The sequence below is a fragment of the Alteromonas lipotrueiana genome (assembly GCF_019249245.1).
GTDB lineage: Bacteria > Pseudomonadota > Gammaproteobacteria > Enterobacterales > Alteromonadaceae > Alteromonas > Alteromonas lipotrueiana.
In genome coordinates, this window is sequence record NZ_JAESDK010000022.1 from 61172 (window position 1) to 77311 (window position 16140).

Sequence of the window (16140 nt, forward strand, 5' to 3'; positions counted from 1 at the left end):
ATCATGTAAGGCTTAGGATTCAGACCGAGGGTTGCAGCGGCTCTGGGCTGCTACTCCAGGCTGTAATCAATGCTTTAACCAGCGTGGCCAGCGGTATGGCGAAAAACACCCCCCAGAAGCCCCACAGCCCGCCAAAAAACAATACCGCCACTATGATGTACAATGGATGCAAGCTTACGGCTTCAGAAAATAATAATGGCACCAGTAAGTTTCCATCGAGCCCCTGAATTATAGAGTACACCAGCATCAGATACCAAAACTCAGGGGAGATCCCCCACTGGAACATTGCGACTACCGCCACCGGAATGGTGACTACAGCGGCACCAATATAAGGAATTAATACAGACAACCCGACCAAAACCCCAAGCAGTATGGCGTAACGCAGTTCCATAACCGCAAACGCAATACATGAAATAGCCCCCACAATAACAATCTCGATAGCTTTACCGCGAATATAGTTTGCTATCTGGGAGTTCATCTCATGACCTACCTGCGTGATTAAACGACGTTCACGTGGCAACACCTTAGAAATACTCGTTAGAAAGAAATTTTTGTCCTTAAGCATAAAAAAGACCATCAGCGGAACCAAAACTAAATAAACCAGTAAAGCGGCGATGTCCGCTAACGAGCTTACTGACGCTGAGATTAACTGCTCTCCAACTTCTACCAGCTTTTCATTCAGCCCACCCATCATTTGATGAATATGATACACCTGCACATAATCAGGGTATTTATCGGGCAGCGTGAGGATCCAGTCCTGCGCGTTTTGCCAGATTAACGGTGTCTCTTGTATAAGGTTAATGCTCTGGCGAGAGATAATCGGTACCAGCCCGATAAGCAGCAAGATACTGATAGCAACAAACCCCAGTAATACCAGTACACTGGACAACGTCCGGCTTATCCCCAGGCGTACCATTCTGGTGACCGGCCAATCTAAGAGGTAAGCAACAATAGCGGCGACCAGGACAGGTAGAATTAAATCGCCCCAAATTAGCAACACTGCGGTGGTCAGAATAATCAGTATCAGCAGCATCGCTGCATCGGGATCGGAGAATTTACGCCAGTACCAGCGTCCGAAGACACTCAACAAACTCATCAAAAAGTCTCGTTATGAAAACACAAAAAAGGCATCATAGGGTAACCCTGCGTTGTGAGCAACAGACAATACGAAGACCGTTAACATATCTGCGACTATCGGTCTATAATTGGGCATATTGCGTCGGTGAGGTAACCTGTTGGCAAGGTAAAACATCTGGTAATAGCCAGTTACCTGCGCCAGAATAAACCGTCAAAACAAAAAATAAATGAAACTGTTCGGCTTTATCATAGCTCTAACAACCTAATAATCGGTGTAAACAGTTCTCTAGAAAGGGTGTAATGAGATCATTTGTGAACCACGGCCTTAAAATTGGCTTGTTTTTAGTAGTACTCAGTTTTTCTGCAGTTGCTCAACAAACTTATAACAATAGAAATACGCTACCCGAAATTGGCGTTGTAGCGGCTGATACACTTTCGTTAGATAAAGAAATGATCATTGGCGATGCGGTAATGCGCCAAATGCGCGGCCAGGCCCCCTTAATCATGGACCCTGTATTGGATGAATATTTACAGGATTTAGGCAATCGCCTGGTGGTCTATGCTGACAGCGCTAAATTTCCGTTCTCGTTTTTTTGGGTTAACAACGATGCGATAAATGCGTTTGCCTTTTTCGGTGGTCATATTGGCGTTCACTCAGGATTAATCCATTATTCTAACTCAGAAAGCGAGCTTGCTTCAGTACTTGCTCATGAAATCTCGCATGTTACCCAACGCCACCTGGCGCGCAGTATGCAGGCTCAGCAACGCTCAGCCCCCTTGGCGCTGGCGTCTATGTTAGGGGGTATATTGTTAGCCATTGCGAATCCTGAAGCGGGAATGGCAGCACTGGCAAGCAGTCAGGCCGCAAGTGCTCAGATGCAAATAGATTATACCCGCTCTAATGAAGAAGAAGCCGACCGTATCGGAATTGCAATGCTTGCCCGGTCTGGATTTGATCCAAATGCCGCCGCGAGTTTTTTTGCTACGCTCAACGAACAGTACCGATTGGTCTCACAAACTCCTGCCAGATTGTTATCGCACCCGTTAACCGAGTCGCGGGTTGCCGATGCCCGGGCCCGTGCCGCAAACTATCCAAATGTTCGCGTAGCCAGCAGTACTGCTTATCATCTGGCTAAAGCCCGCGTCAAAGCACGCTATACCTTTGATGAACACTTTAGCCTGCGATATTACAAAGAAGCGGTAGCCAGCCAGCCTACTGACGGCGCTTACTATGGTTTGGCGTTAGCTTATCTTCGAAATCAGCAACCCGGTGAAGCACAGCCTATAATCGAAAAACTATTACAAAAAGCGCCGGAAAATTTGTTTTATCTGGATGCGGCTACAGATATTTCTTTAGCTCAGCAGCGCTATGATGAAGCGATAGAGCGTTTAGCACCTCATTTAGAGCGTACACCCCGAAATCAGGTACTGGTATTAAATCAGGCGAATGCTTTGATAGAGGCCGGTCGTAGTCAGCCAGCAATAAAAATACTCAAAGATTTTATTCTGGTGAATGAAGAACACCAGTTGGCCTATCAGCTACTCACCCGCGCCTATGAAACCGCGCAGGACCGAAAAGATATGCATCAATCTAAAGCCGAGGTATTAGCATTGTATGGCGCCTATCAACGAGCAGTAGATGAACTTCAGTTTGCATACAACTATACCCAGGACAACTACCTGGACAAACAGCGTATCAGAGCCCGGATTAAACAGCTTCGCGCTAAAGAAGAGCGGCTTAAGCGTCTCCAGTAGTTTTTTTAACAGGCTCACCGCTATAGGTCATTTGCAGCTTTAACAGCGCATCGGTTAACATTTTGGCATTAACTTCACCCATTATTGTTTTAACCACCTGACCACGCGGGCCCACAATAAATGTCGCTGGCAAGGCGGGCGGCGGCGTCATGGGCAAATAGGTTTGCTGTTCTGCGACAATAACCTGAAACTGAATATTGTACTTTTGTTTGAGTGCCTGAGCCTGTAGCTGATCTGCCGGGTCGTAGTTTATTGCAAATAAGTGGGTGTGGTTTGGCAGGTTATCGGCAAACTTGTTCAGTTCGGGAAGCTCTTTTAAACAAGGCGCACACCAAGGCGCAAAATAATTTATCACCACCCAGTCATCTTTTAGCTCACTCCACTGATACTTGACACCCTCGCTGGTAATAAAGTCGTAGCGGGTTGCCTGTTGCGTAAGCACACCTGCAGCGATTCCTATTACCGCAAGTGCAATATAAAACAATGGTTTAGTTTTTTTCTTTGCAGAGATAGGCAATACTGTAACAACCTTGTTAGAATCGTAGAAAATAGCATAAACACGGTAGGTAGAGCTCGTCTACCGTTAATTTGGTAATGGGATGAAACTATGACCGATGTTCAGATTTTACACAACCCACGCTGCAGTAAAAGTCGTCAAACATTACAGTTGCTGCAAGAAAATGGCATCGAACCCCAAATCATCGAATATTTAAAACACCCATTGAACGAAAGGGAGCTCGAAGCTGTTTTTAACAAATTAGGCTACGACAACATACTGGATATGATGCGGCCTAAAGAAGCAGAATTTACTCAAGCTGGCCTTGATAAAAAGCATCTTGATACTCCACAAGGTTTACAGGCAATAGCGAAGTATCCAAAGCTAATAGAGCGCCCTATTGTTATAAAAGATAACAATGCGCGTATTGGCCGTCCTCCTGAAGCGGTGATGGAGTTATTCAAATGATTGATATTCTCGTGTTGTATTATAGCCGCCATGGCAGTACAGCAAAGCTGGCACAAGCAATTGCCAGTGGTATTGAAAGCGCCGGCTGCCGCGCACGGGTGCGTACTGTTCCACCTATTCGCGATTATCAAAGCCATGAAATTCAAACGGTTCCCGACGATGGCCCCCCGTTTGTCAGTACCAGGGATCTGCAAGAATGCAGTGGTTTGGCGCTGGGCAGCCCTACCCGCTTTGGAAATATGGCAGCGCCCCTTAAAGCCTTTATCGACAGCACCAGCGACAGCTGGCTCAAAGGTCATCTTATCGATAAACCTTGTTGTGTGTTTACCTCAACCAGCAGTATGCATGGAGGCCAGGAGTCTACCTTGCTAAGTATGATGTTACCGTTATTACACCACGGCATGCTTGCCTGCGGCCTGCCCTACAGCGAACCTGGTCTGCATGAAACTACTACCGGCGGCACACCCTATGGCGCTACTCATGTTGCCGGCAATAACGTTAATACACTGAGTTCCCATGAAAATGATTTGGCGCAGGCTCAGGGCAAGCGCCTGGCGCTAATTGCCCGAAAGTTATTACAGGATCCCAGCCAATGAATCATCAACCCATGTCGCCAACCACATCAAAACTGCGTTGGCTGGCATTAATAAGTTATGGGTTACTACTATTTTGGGTGGTTTTTTGGCAGGTTTGGTTAAGTACTACGCATCCCTATTCAGCGCTATTTATTATTCTTATTTACGCGCTGCCCTTACTGCTTCCCTTAAAAGGTATGATTCAGGCAAAACCTTATACCCATGCATGGGCAAATTTTATAACTTTGTTTTATCTTATACACGGAATCACCGTAGCCTACGCCGTCGCCAACGAACGTGGTTATGCTATAGTTGAAATTGTGCTGGCATCTGCCATGTTTATCGGGTGCAGTATGTTTGCCCGGTTGCGCGGTCGAGAATTAGGTCTAGGTCTGAAAAAAAAGTCAAAAAATTGAGTCTTACAACGCTTGTGGACTCATTGTAAAAGGTATTTCTATTATGAAGTGGCTGCCGATTGTATGTATTGCACTATTAAGTGCCTGTGGCAGTGACGATAGTTCAGCTCCCGTCTCGCCGTCGCAGCCGTCTGAAACGCCGGACTCTACACCTCTATCACTGAGTCTTTACGGCAAATTGTCGGTAAACGAAAACGACACGGTATCTTTGGCGGTGATGCCCGATAGTGGCCAAACCATCAAATCAGTCCGCTGGCATTTTAACAGCAGCCTTATTGAGCTTCTGGCGCCCACCTCTCAGGCGATCGGCTTTGATGCCCCAGCTCCCGGAGAATATGCGTTTAGCGTGACCGCGACAGATACCGCCGGCCGTAGCCATACGGTGAATCAAAAGCTCACGGTGGAGGCGTCTCAGAATTCGTTTGTACAGATACGATTGAGCCATCAGGCGGTTGAATTAGGACGAGTATCTTTAAAGGCGACCATTGAGTCTGACGAATCAATAGATAATATCCGCTGGGAAGTGACACGGGGACCTGACACGCAGCTCATCCAGTCTGAGTTTACTGACACACCAGGCGATACGGTATATTTTCAGGCCCCCTCGGTGGCAAATGATACCCTGCTCGAAATTCAAGCCACTGTTGAAAATGAGTCAGGTTTAACCCAGCACGATAGTGCTTTTATTGTGGTTAAAGATACACCTGAGGCCACGCAGGGATTTTTTGCAGGTAACGATATTTACCCCACTGATTTGATGCATGCTTATAAACCAGGGCCATATCAGGAAGCAATTTTGCAGTGTTTGTACAATAGTCAGATTTCCCAGTCATGCAAATTTGCAACCTTGCCACTTATCGGACAAGACCATCCCGCCCCTTCTGTCGATACAATTCTACAACGCACTTTGGTATCTCATGACTGGATGGGCGATGCATTCAAACAATTTTTACTTACTTCGCCTGCCCGCGCCGATATTTTGCAGCTATTACGGGCGACCACCGGCGTGGTGATAGCCTATGATATAAGGCCGTCATTTTACTGGAGCGCCACCGGCGCTATTTATTTAGATGCAAATAAACTGTGGCGTAGCGCGGCTCAGCGCGATACGTTAGACCGGGCGCCAGACTACCGCACCCGCTTTGGTGATGAGCTGCAATATCGTAGCAGCTGGCGTTATGTTCAAAGTAACGAGCTTTACTTTCCTCAGCCCGGCTTACCAGAGTCTGACAGACGATCGCGAACACAGCAGCAGGTCAATGCGGCCCTCAGCTGGCTGCTTTACCACGAATTAGCTCATGCAAATGATTTTTTCCCACCCACAAGCTGGGCTGAGCTTACGCTTTCTGACAGTCCGTTGTCTTATGCCAATCGTCACTTACCTGTCTCGGCAACACTAGAGCAAATCTACACGCTCACGTCTGAGTCTTTGGTAAATTTAGCCCAGGTAACTTATGGCGGCGCTGAAGCCACCCTGGAACAAAAACAATTCTCTGCATTAGATGTCGCTTACATGTTTGCCGAAGACAGTGCGGTATCGATGTATTCGTACTTTACCCCTCAAGAAGATTTTGCAACCCTGTTCGAACGGTTTATGATGTTGCATCGATTGCAGGTAGATGCTGATATTGCCTTGTTTGACAACGACGCGATAAAAGACGGTAATTTCCCGGTGAGCTGGGCCCAGCGAAACCGAATCAATGCAGCCCATATTCAGGCTCGAGCGGCGTTTGTGGTACAACAGGTTTTACCAGAGCTGGCGACCGCGTCAGCGCAAAATGCTATGCCCCAACCTATCTTATTTAGTGCCGGTGATGACTGGTTTACCACATTGAGTCCGGGGGTCCAGACCATCGAGCAAAACGCGGTACCTAAACATAAAAATACGTTACGCGTAACCCACCCAGACCATTTTGAACGAACAATGCGGTTACCTGTAACGCATTAACTTACGCCTGCTTTTTGCTTACCTGGCGCCAAGGTTATTTTTGCTTTTGCCGCGAGCGACAAGTAGCTCAGACTACCGCATCAGTTCTTTAAAAACGTTGGCAAGGGGTAAGTTAGTAGCGCAAAACCGCCAGCGAAATTTCAAACCTGGGTGATGGACGCCCGGCTCTAAAGTCTGTCTTCGCTGATTGTCAGTTAATGAACGAAGCCGGGATGCAATACCCCAGAGCAATTTTGAACCTAGACCTTGGAACGTAAATTCGGATTGATGGTGACCACACGGAAGATAACCATAAACACAGCACCGGGGTATTTTAGTGATCCATTAACCCGGAGAAACACAGCCTCTTTGTCGTACCGTATTGGCCGCAATAGCGTGCATATTGTCTATTGCCAACCTTAAAACTTTTAAGTCTTTCAGTTACACAGGTATTTTGAGCAGAAACAGCAGTGAAATTAAGACCCACAGTAAACAGCGTTGTTCAGCCAGGCGATGGCCCACGAAGGCAGATAACCCGATGCCAATAACTTTTCTGTCGGTATTGCCATACTACATATCAGTATGTCCACAACATTGGCCAGCTAACCGCCACTAACAACGTGTGTCAGCGCCAGCCCAAAGCCCTGCTACATGTCTGCAACATCGTATCAGCTAACGGCTTAGTGTTGGCGGCCACAACACTGCTAAAGGCTGCTTCAACCAATATTGATACCGACCACTGCAGCTGCGGGTCTATTCGTTCCAATAAAAGTTATTTCCTTCCAAAGCCTGACCAAATGAATCAGTTACCGGCCGCAGCTTTGATTCAAATGACAGTGCGTTGAAAAAGTCATTTCGGTTGCCCATTAATTGCAAAGAAAAAGTGGCCACGGAACCGTTTTGCTTTGTTAATACCGCAGAATCTACAACACTGAGTTGGCTGAGAAACTCTTGGGCGTGCACATAGTGTGTCAGGCTGTCCAGGTTAGCGACCGAGACAATAAGAGCGTTATCTGATGTTCCCTCTTTATTAAAACGCACGGAAAAGCGCTTTGCCAGATAATCTGCGTATTGCTCCATCAATTGGGTGACTGATGCTTGAGGACTATCGGCCCTTATGGTTCCATATTGACTTGCGCCATTTTCAAGTAAAACCCACTCAAGGGTATATTGTCCCTCACCGTGTAGTTTCGGCATTGTGTGCGTTATGTCATCCGCTGCAGAGGCGTCTGTGTTATTCGTCTCGTCGTTATTTTCGGCCTGAGTTTCAAACATCAGATTACTGGCTGCCAATGCCTGTTCCAGTTTTTGTTCGGTCGATAAACCCTGCGTTTCTGCTGATGAGCCTTTTTCAAATAAACGGGCACTGAGAATAAAATCCGGAGTGTATCGAGACGATGCTTTACGTAAAACACGTCCAAACTGCCCCCATACATCAGAAATGCCGATATTTGTATTGTCGGTTAAATCCATCAGAGGTAATGCCACCGGAATGCCTCTTCGAGCTGCCGCCTCATTTAAAGCAACACCTAATGGTTCGGGCTGATTTTCACGTAAAATCCACCGCTGGTTTTGTTGTTCTACCGCTAGCCAGAATAAGGTATCGGGTCTTCGGGTGCCCCAACGGGGCAACTGCTCCTGGCGTAAAATGGCATCTAATGCCTCCTTGGCAAAAGAGGCATTATAAAAAAGTGTGTCTTGCGGCTGACTGTAACGATAGGCGACTAAATAATCAGAGGCATTGTTTACCGCACGGCGAACCTGCTCATTAGACAATACCGAGGGGGTGCCGCTCATCTTAATAAACACCTGCCTTAATGCTTCTTTTTGAGCTTGCGAACGAGCTTTGGCGCTATGGTCCGCCACCGCCACTTTTGCCGTGTCAGGCTCTACCAAAGAACTTGCGTGCACGTATCCGCTTAAACTGAATAATAAGATCAGTAAGCCGCAGCACAAAGATGAAAAATAATGACGAACAGATAAGTTGATGTACATGAACAAGCCTGACTGTGTTTTACAAAATAGTACGTTCTTTGCGTCTCATTGTGAGCTATACGCTGTTATATTTCACCTTTAATTTGTAGTTAAAATGCAAGGAACCCGCTAGGGTGAACCCTTAAATGCTGGTATTTTCAACGGGTAGCGTGGGGTTTGGCCATGAGGGCTTGCGACAATCTATTAATACGCGGCAAATTTACAGCATTGGACTTACCCTCGGTTGCTGATAGAATTCGCGTTTTTCATCCTTTGCATCAGGGCATTACTGTGAGCGATAACAAAACCTCTTTAAGCTACAAAGACGCCGGCGTAGATATCGATGCTGGCAATCAGTTGGTAGACCGAATTAAATCGGTAACCAAAAAAACGCAGCGGCCCGAAGTTAAAGGGGGTTTGGGCGGTTTTGGCGCATTGTGTGAATTACCCGCAAAATACAAACGCCCTTTGTTAGTATCAGGCACCGATGGTGTAGGCACCAAACTGCGTTTAGCGATGGATGCTAACGAGCATCATGGCGTTGGCATAGACCTGGTCGCAATGTGCGTGAACGATCTTATTGTGCAAGGCGCAGAGCCGCTATTTTTCCTGGATTATTACGCCACTGGTAAATTAGACGTGGATACTGCGGTATCGGTCGTCAGCGGTATTGGTGAAGGGTGTGAACAAGCAGGTTGTGCATTAATTGGTGGCGAAACCGCCGAAATGCCTGGCATGTACCATGGCGGCGACTATGATATTGCCGGCTTTTGTGTTGGCGTGGTTGAAGCCGACGACGTCATCGACGGAACTACGGTGGCCGCCGGACAAAAGCTCATTGCGCTGGGCTCATCAGGCCCACATTCTAATGGCTATTCGTTAGTGCGCAAAGTACTGGAAGTCAGTAACGCTTCTTTAGATGATGAACTGGACGGTAAGTCGTTAAAGTCACACTTGCTGGCGCCTACCCGCATCTATGTTAAATCAGTACTTAAATTGTTAGAACAAACCCGGGTGCACGCTATATCGCACATTACCGGCGGCGGGTTCTGGGAAAACATTCCCCGGGTATTGCCGGATACCGCTAAGGTAGTTATTGAAGAAAAAAGCTGGCAGTGGCCGGCCGTGTTCAACTGGTTGCAAGATAATGGCAATATTACCGACCACGAAATGTATCGTACCTTCAATTGTGGTGTAGGTTTGGTGTTGGTAGTAGACGAAAGCGACGTAGATACGACATTATCGGTTCTTAAAGAACAGGGTGAAAATGCCTGGTTGCTGGGCCATATAGAAGCACGTGGTGACGGCGAACAGGTTGAGATTGTTTAAGCGATGATACAGCCTACAAAAATTTGCGTACTTATCTCTGGAAACGGCTCAAACTTGCAGGCAATAATTGATGCAGTGGCGGCCGGTCGAATTTATGGCAAGGTCGTCAATGTTATCTCCAGCAAGCCTGATGCCTATGGTTTAGAACGAGCCAAAACAGCGGGTATTGATGCCACCGTTTTAGACCATCGCCAGTATGAATCACGCGAGGCCTATGATGCAGCGTTGTCTGAAGCCATTGATGCCTGTGGTGCCGAGTGTATTATTCTGGCGGGCTTTATGCGCATTTTAACACCAGACTTTGTAACCCGGTATACCGGAAAGCTGTTAAATATCCACCCGTCTTTGCTGCCTAAATACAAGGGGCTGAATACCCACAACCGAGCATTGGAAAACAAAGACACCGAACATGGCGTAAGCGTTCATTTTGTGACCCCAGAGTTAGACGGCGGACCCGTAATTATACAGTCCAAGGTGCCGGTTTTTGAAAACGATTCAGCCTCCGATTTGGCTGAGCGGGTTCGTGAACAGGAACTTAGTATTTATCCTCTGGTAATAAAATGGTTCTGCGAAGGTCGGCTGAGTATGCAAAATAACAAGGCAGTTTTAGATCATGAAACAATTCCTTCCACGGGATATGCAAACGATTAAATTCGGCAAAATTACGGTAGCACTGGCATTGGTGGCGCTAAGCGCAACGGTGTCAGCGCAGCCGATGCCTGCTCCACAACCTTTTAAAGCAACCTACATTGCTTATAAATGGGGTGATGATGTCGGTCAAGCGACCATGCAGCTTGAAGCGTTGTCTGAAAATCAATACTCGCTGACGTACTCATCAGATGTGTCAAAGTTTTTTTTGTCTGATGAACGTTTCGAACACTCTATTTTCTTTATTGAAGATCAACAGCTGGTGCCATCTCAGTATCATTACAAGCGCACGGGCACGGGTCCTGATAAACAACTCGGTCTTAAATTTGAAAGCGAGCCAACACCGACTGTCCAGATTAAAAATGGCGACACCCTGGAATGGAATGGCGAACTGGACAATCAGCTTTATCGGCTTGATATTGCCCGTCAGCTTAAGATTGGTAATCACGATCTGAATTACGACTTTATTAATTATCGAGGTGAAAAACGCCATTACGGAATTTCTGTTTTAGGTAACGAAACCTTGTCTCTGCCTTATGGTCAGCTTAACACTATAAAAATAAAGCTGGTACGCGACTCGAAAACTCGGGAAACCTTTGCCTGGTTTGCGCCTAAATTAAATTATCAGCTGGTACGTTTGCAACAATTTAAAGAGGGCGATGAACAAGGCGATATTCGGTTATCTGAATTCGAACTACATTAGTCCCATTGCGTGCGTAGTAACCAACTATTACATTTCTTGCTTCAATATTTAGCAGTATTGAAGTCCCTTTTGCTTGATCTTTTGTGCATAAATATATAGTTTTAAATTAAGCTGGTCTGACCTCGACCTCAACCCTTGTTGTCGACCCTTTTCCAGCATTACCGCCAAATTTATCGGGAGTGTGAAATGGCAGAGCTAGTCTGGTTTTTAATTATTTTACTGGCAGTCTGTGTTGCCAGCTACAAGCGCATTGGGCTGACGAGCACTATCGCCCTTACCGGCGCTATCATGATTCTTGGCACCTTATTTGGTGATATCGGTCTGCTTGGTTGGGTATTGTATCTGGTTGTTGCCATACCTTTAGGGGTAGCTGATATTCGAAAACCCTACATTACAAAAAAGCTGCTGGCCTTTTACAAAAAAGTTATGCCTGAGATGTCACGCACCGAGCAAGAGGCTATTGATGCCGGCTCTGTATGGTGGGACGGTGATATCTTCAGTGGTGATCCAGACTGGGATAAACTACACGGAATCCCTAAAGGCCGACTAAGCGAAGAAGAACAAGCCTTTTTAGAGGGGCCTGTAGATCGCGTTTGTCATATGGTTGATGAATGGCAGATAAACCACAAAGACGCAGACCTTCCTCCAGAAATCTGGGACTTTTTAAAAGAACATAAATTCTTCGCGATGATCATCAAAAAGCAATATGGTGGTCTGGAATTTTCAGCCTATGCGCAGTCGCGTGTGTTACAGAAGCTTGCCGGCTGTAGTGCGGTATTGTCTTCCACCGTGGGCGTTCCTAATTCGCTGGGCCCAGGCGAATTATTACAACATTACGGTACTACCGAACAACAAGACTATTATCTGCCACGCTTGGCTGATGGTAGCGAATTACCTTGTTTTGCGCTAACTGGTCCTGAAGCAGGCTCTGATGCCGGCGCTATCCCTGATGTAGGTATAGTGTGCAAGGGTGAGTGGGAAGGCGAAGAAATTTTAGGTATGCGCCTGACCTTTGACAAGCGGTATATTACTCTGGCTCCTGTGGCAACCGTTATTGGTTTAGCATTTAAACTTCAGGATCCCGAAGGATTACTGGGCGATAATGCCGATCTGGGCATCACCTGTGCTCTTATTCCTCGTGAAACCAAAGGTCTTGATATTGGCCGCCGTCACTTTCCGTTAAATACACCATTTCAGAATGGCCCTATTCGCGGAAACGATATTTTTGTTCCGCTGAGTTACATTATTGGCGGTCAGCAAATGGCGGGGAAAGGCTGGCGTATGCTGATGGAATGCCTGTCAGTAGGTCGTTGCATTACCCTACCCTCTACCGCAGCAGGTGGGGCTAAAACCTGTGCGCTGGCTACCGGTGCTTACGCCCGCATTCGACGCCAGTTCCGCATTCCGGTGGGGCACATGGAAGGCGTTGAGGAAATGCTCGCCCGCATTGGCGGCAATGCTTATCTGATGGATGCAGTAACACGCTTATCTACAGTGGGGGTGGACCTGGGTGAAAAACCTTCGGTTATCTCAGCTATTTGTAAATATCACCTGACCGAAAAAATGCGTCAGGTAATCAACGACTCAATGGATATTCACGGTGGTAAAGGCATCATGCTGGGTCCCAATAACTATTTGGGACGGGCTTATGAAGGTGCGCCAATCTCTATCACTGTGGAAGGGGCTAATATTCTTACCCGCAATATGATGATTTTTGGTCAGGGCGCAATGCGGTGTCACCCATTTGTACTTAGAGAGCTCGAAGCAGCCGCAATGGAAGACCGTGAAGAACAGTTAGAGGCGTTCGACAAGGCGGTATTTGGACACATCGGCTTTGCGATGTCGAACAAAGTACGTAGCCTGTGGTTCGCCATAACCAGTAATGCGTTTAGTTCTGCGCCATTTGCTGACGATACCGCACGCTACTACAAACTATTAAAAGGATACAGTGCCAACTTAGCGTTTATGACAGACGTATCTATGGGCGTATTGGGCGGTGACCTGAAGCGTCGCGAGCGGTTGTCTGCACGATTAGGTGACGTCTTAAGTGGAATTTATCTGGCCAGTGCTACGCTTAAGCGATTTGATGAAGAAGGTCGCTTACCCGAAGATGCGCCGTTTATGCACTGGGCGCTTCAGCAAACATTGTACGATATTGAAACTGCCATTCTTGATTTTCTGGCAAACTTTCCTTCAAAAGGTATTGCGCTTGGATTAAAAGCCGTTGTAATGCCATTTGGTCGTCGGTGTGAAAAACCCTCAGACCGGTTAGAACATAAAATAGCCGGTATACTACAAACACCCTCGCCCGCACGCAGCCGGCTTGGTCAGGGTCAGTATTTAACCCGCGAAGAAGGCAGTTTGTTTGGTGATTTAGAACAAACTCTGGAAGATGTTATTGCCAGTGAAACTATCTTTAACCGTATCTGCAAAAGTAAAAATGCTAAATTGCCCTTTACGAACCTGGATACATTAGCCAACGAAGCGTTAGAGAACGATATTATCGACAAGGAAGAGGCCGAGTTACTCAAGCGTACTGAAGCGGGTCGAATGCGAACCATCAGCGTAGATGACTTTGATCATGAAGAGCTGGTGCTCGGTAAACCAAAGCGAACTCGTAAAAAACCTGAATTGAAGTAACCATTCGCTTTAACATTGTCCCACCTGAAAAACCTCGCACCCTGCGAGGTTTTTTTTATTCGGCACTATTTAGTCAAGCGTTGGCTTATAGCTTTATCAGCGGCGATGATGAAAAGCAATGTATAGGGTTTTGAACATGTCGACACATCATCTACGACTTTAGTCTATGCTTTGTTGCTAGATTGTTAACATGGGTTTAATGTGAAGCTTCTTTTGTTTCGGATACTTCCCTGTACATACAGTGTGAAGCACCAATCGAAATAATCTTTCTCGGCAGTGCTGTGCTAGTCAGGAGGCAAGATGCCAATCGAATCTCAAGCAACAAAACAATCATTTCCTTTAACCATGAGTTCTTATTGCGGGGCCACCAACAAATCTATCAGCGAAGCGACTATTAGCCAGCATCTCGCTAAGATTGTCGACAGTTACCCTCATAAAGAAGCCATTGTTGTTCGACATCAAAATATTCGCTGGACCTATCAACAGTATCATCAGGAGATAGAGCGCGTGGCAGCAGGCTTCCTGGCACTGGGTGTAGAGCCAGGCGATCGTATTGGAATCTGGTCTCCCAATAATATTGAGTGGGCCCTGGTACAGATGGCTACCGCTAAAATTGGTGCGATCATGGTCTGTCTTAATCCGGCATACCGTCCTGAAGAACTGGCGTTCGCCATTACCAATGTTGATGTGAAGTACCTGGTTATGGCTCAGGAGTTTCGAGGCTCTAATTATGTAGAGATGATTTACGGACTCATGCCTTCGCTCAAAGATGCGGACTCATCTGAATTAAACCGTTTACCTTCGATTAGCCGTGTGATCAGTATTGGTGAAGAAACATTAACTGGCATGCTGCCGTTTTCACAATTGCAGACCCTGGCCAAAGATACGCACTACGAACAGATGCGGCAGCGAGAGTCTTCGCTTACCTCAGATCAGCCAATCAATATTCAGTTTACCTCGGGAACCACCGGGAATCCTAAAGGCGCAATGCTGAGCCATAAGAATATTCTCAACAATGCATTGTTTGTCTCTAAAGCAATGCGTATGGACGAAACCGATCGACTGTGTATCCCTGTTCCGTTATATCACTGCTTTGGCATGGTGTTAGGTAACCTGGTATGTATGGTCAGTGGTGCGTGTGCGGTATTTCCTGGCGCGGCGTTTGATCCCCTGACTACATTGCAGACCGTTGAAGAAGAAAAGTGTACCGGGCTGCATGGCGTACCCACAATGTTTATTGCCGAGCTGGAACATCCAGATTTTGATAAATTTGATTTAAGCTCTTTACGTACCGGAGTGATGGCAGGCAGTACCTGTCCGGAAGAGCTAATGAGAAAAGTACATGAACTTTTTCATATGAAAGAAGTGGTAATTGGTTACGGACAAACTGAGTGTAGCCCCATTAATCATATCACCGAAACAGATTCTGAAATAGAAAAGCAAGTCAAAACGGTGGGTCGCGCAATGGACCATACCGAAGTAAAAATTATCGATGAACAAGGCAATATTGCGCCGGTCGGCCAGTCAGGAGAAATTTGCGCCCGCGGGTATTGCGTTATGCAAGGCTACTGGGGCGACGCAGAAAAAACAAAAGCTACCATAGACGAACAAGGATGGCTGCATTCCGGTGACTTAGGGGTAATGGACAGCCATGGCTATGTCACCATCGTGGGTCGTATTAAAGATATGATTATCCGGGGCGGTGAAAATATATACCCTCGTGAAATAGAAGAGGTACTTTATCTTCACGATGAGGTTAGCGATGCGGCAGTATTTGGTATCCCTGATAATCGCTATGGTGAACAGGTTTGCCTGTGGCTTAAGCTTAAAGATGGCGCGACCATAAATGAAGCAAACATTCGAGATTATTTAAAAGACCACCTTGCTTACTTCAAAATACCTAAACATATAAGTGTGGTAACAGAGTACCCAATGACGGTCACGGGGAAATTACAGAAGTTTAAAATGCGCGAGCAAATGATAAAAAATTTAGAAGCTGATGCTATGATTGCCTGAAAAGCAGCACCTGATGTTCCTCATTACCATTTGATAATGAGGCCCGAATTCAGATAATAAGTGCACCACTCATGGTTAAACGGTGAGAAGAGATCAACTGCCTGTTGGTGGTACTC

13 protein-coding genes are annotated in these 16140 nt (G+C 46.5%); 10 read left to right on the top strand and 3 right to left on the bottom strand.

Features of this window, described 5'->3' with window-relative positions; genetic code table 11:
- Nucleotides 1–19: 19 nt before the first annotated feature.
- Complete coding sequence (locus tag JK130_RS14150; RefSeq protein WP_218354988.1) at nucleotides 20–1090, bottom strand: AI-2E family transporter; 1071 nt, start codon at nucleotides 1088–1090, stop codon at nucleotides 20–22.
- Nucleotides 1091–1377: 287 nt separating this feature from the next.
- On the opposite strand from JK130_RS14150, the gene bepA reads away from it, so the two are divergent.
- Nucleotides 1378–2832, top strand: coding sequence for a beta-barrel assembly-enhancing protease (gene bepA, locus JK130_RS14155; protein ID WP_218354978.1), 1455 nt, complete (start codon nucleotides 1378–1380; stop codon nucleotides 2830–2832).
- Here bepA and JK130_RS14160 read toward each other — a convergent pair.
- The gene (locus tag JK130_RS14160) at nucleotides 2816–3349 is read right to left on the bottom strand and encodes a TlpA family protein disulfide reductase (protein ID WP_220099576.1); all 534 of its coding nucleotides are present in this window, start codon (nucleotides 3347–3349) and stop codon (nucleotides 2816–2818) included. The genes bepA and JK130_RS14160 overlap by 17 nt on opposite strands.
- A gap of 90 nt (nucleotides 3350–3439) precedes the next feature.
- Here JK130_RS14160 and arsC point away from each other — a divergent pair, with 90 nt between their 5' ends.
- The 4 genes from arsC to JK130_RS14180 are packed head-to-tail and all read left to right on the top strand — an operon-like array spanning nucleotide 3440 to nucleotide 6735.
- Nucleotides 3440–3796: an arsenate reductase (glutaredoxin) gene (arsC, locus tag JK130_RS14165; protein WP_218354979.1), complete on the top strand. Its 357-nt coding sequence runs from the start codon at nucleotides 3440–3442 to the stop codon at nucleotides 3794–3796.
- Nucleotides 3793–4392 carry an NAD(P)H:quinone oxidoreductase gene (wrbA, locus tag JK130_RS14170; RefSeq protein ID WP_218354980.1) on the top strand — a complete coding sequence of 200 codons (600 nt, stop codon included), beginning with the start codon at nucleotides 3793–3795 and terminating at the stop codon, nucleotides 4390–4392. Before arsC ends, wrbA begins: the two co-directional genes overlap by 4 nt.
- 11 nt (nucleotides 4393–4403) lie before the next feature.
- A complete protein-coding gene (locus JK130_RS14175) occupies nucleotides 4404–4787 on the top strand; it encodes a DUF2069 domain-containing protein (protein WP_218354990.1) in 384 nt (127 codons plus the stop codon).
- A 43-nt stretch (nucleotides 4788–4830) separates the two neighbouring features.
- Nucleotides 4831–6735: a hypothetical protein gene (locus JK130_RS14180; protein WP_218354981.1), complete on the top strand. Its 1905-nt coding sequence runs from the start codon at nucleotides 4831–4833 to the stop codon at nucleotides 6733–6735.
- 732 nt (nucleotides 6736–7467) lie between these two features.
- Here the strand turns inward: JK130_RS14180 and JK130_RS14185 are convergent.
- On the bottom strand, nucleotides 7468–8625 hold the full coding sequence (locus JK130_RS14185; protein ID WP_218354982.1) for a DUF2066 domain-containing protein: 1158 nt from the start codon (nucleotides 8623–8625) through the stop codon (nucleotides 7468–7470).
- Between the two features lie 354 nt (nucleotides 8626–8979).
- Between JK130_RS14185 and purM the strand changes: the two genes are divergently transcribed.
- The 5 genes from purM to JK130_RS14210 all read left to right on the top strand — a co-directional run bounded on the left by purM (nucleotide 8980) and on the right by JK130_RS14210 (nucleotide 16024).
- Entirely contained in the window at nucleotides 8980–10017 is a 1038-nt protein-coding gene (gene purM / locus JK130_RS14190) for a phosphoribosylformylglycinamidine cyclo-ligase (protein ID WP_218354983.1), read from the top strand.
- 3 nt (nucleotides 10018–10020) lie between these two features.
- Nucleotides 10021–10668: a phosphoribosylglycinamide formyltransferase gene (purN, locus tag JK130_RS14195; protein WP_218354984.1), complete on the top strand. Its 648-nt coding sequence runs from the start codon at nucleotides 10021–10023 to the stop codon at nucleotides 10666–10668.
- A complete protein-coding gene (locus JK130_RS14200; RefSeq protein ID WP_246587812.1) occupies nucleotides 10631–11368 on the top strand; it encodes a DUF3108 domain-containing protein in 738 nt (245 codons plus the stop codon). The genes purN and JK130_RS14200 overlap by 38 nt, the downstream gene beginning before the upstream one ends.
- A 186-nt stretch (nucleotides 11369–11554) precedes the next feature.
- Nucleotides 11555–14008: an acyl-CoA dehydrogenase FadE gene (gene fadE / locus JK130_RS14205; protein ID WP_218354985.1), complete on the top strand. Its 2454-nt coding sequence runs from the start codon at nucleotides 11555–11557 to the stop codon at nucleotides 14006–14008.
- Nucleotides 14009–14308: 300 nt separating this feature from the next.
- Nucleotides 14309–16024 carry an AMP-binding protein gene (locus JK130_RS14210; RefSeq protein WP_218354986.1) on the top strand — a complete coding sequence of 572 codons (1716 nt, stop codon included), beginning with the start codon at nucleotides 14309–14311 and terminating at the stop codon, nucleotides 16022–16024.
- Nucleotides 16025–16140 lie beyond the last annotated feature (116 nt).

What these genes read in the sequence shown, in the direction of transcription:
- purN (WP_218354984.1), top strand. Translation starts at nt 10,021, where the DNA reads ATGATACAGCCTACAAAAATTTGCGTACTTATCTCTGGAAACGGCTCA.
- wrbA (WP_218354980.1), top strand. Translation starts at nt 3,793, where the DNA reads ATGATTGATATTCTCGTGTTGTATTATAGCCGCCATGGCAGTACAGCA.
- JK130_RS14210 (WP_218354986.1), top strand. Translation starts at nt 14,309, where the DNA reads ATGCCAATCGAATCTCAAGCAACAAAACAATCATTTCCTTTAACCATG.
- JK130_RS14180 (WP_218354981.1), top strand. Translation starts at nt 4,831, where the DNA reads ATGAAGTGGCTGCCGATTGTATGTATTGCACTATTAAGTGCCTGTGGC.
- arsC (WP_218354979.1), top strand. Translation starts at nt 3,440, where the DNA reads ATGACCGATGTTCAGATTTTACACAACCCACGCTGCAGTAAAAGTCGT.
- bepA (WP_218354978.1), top strand. Translation starts at nt 1,378, where the DNA reads ATGAGATCATTTGTGAACCACGGCCTTAAAATTGGCTTGTTTTTAGTA.
- JK130_RS14175 (WP_218354990.1), top strand. Translation starts at nt 4,404, where the DNA reads ATGTCGCCAACCACATCAAAACTGCGTTGGCTGGCATTAATAAGTTAT.
- JK130_RS14200 (WP_246587812.1), top strand. Translation starts at nt 10,631, where the DNA reads ATGAAACAATTCCTTCCACGGGATATGCAAACGATTAAATTCGGCAAA.
- fadE (WP_218354985.1), top strand. Translation starts at nt 11,555, where the DNA reads ATGGCAGAGCTAGTCTGGTTTTTAATTATTTTACTGGCAGTCTGTGTT.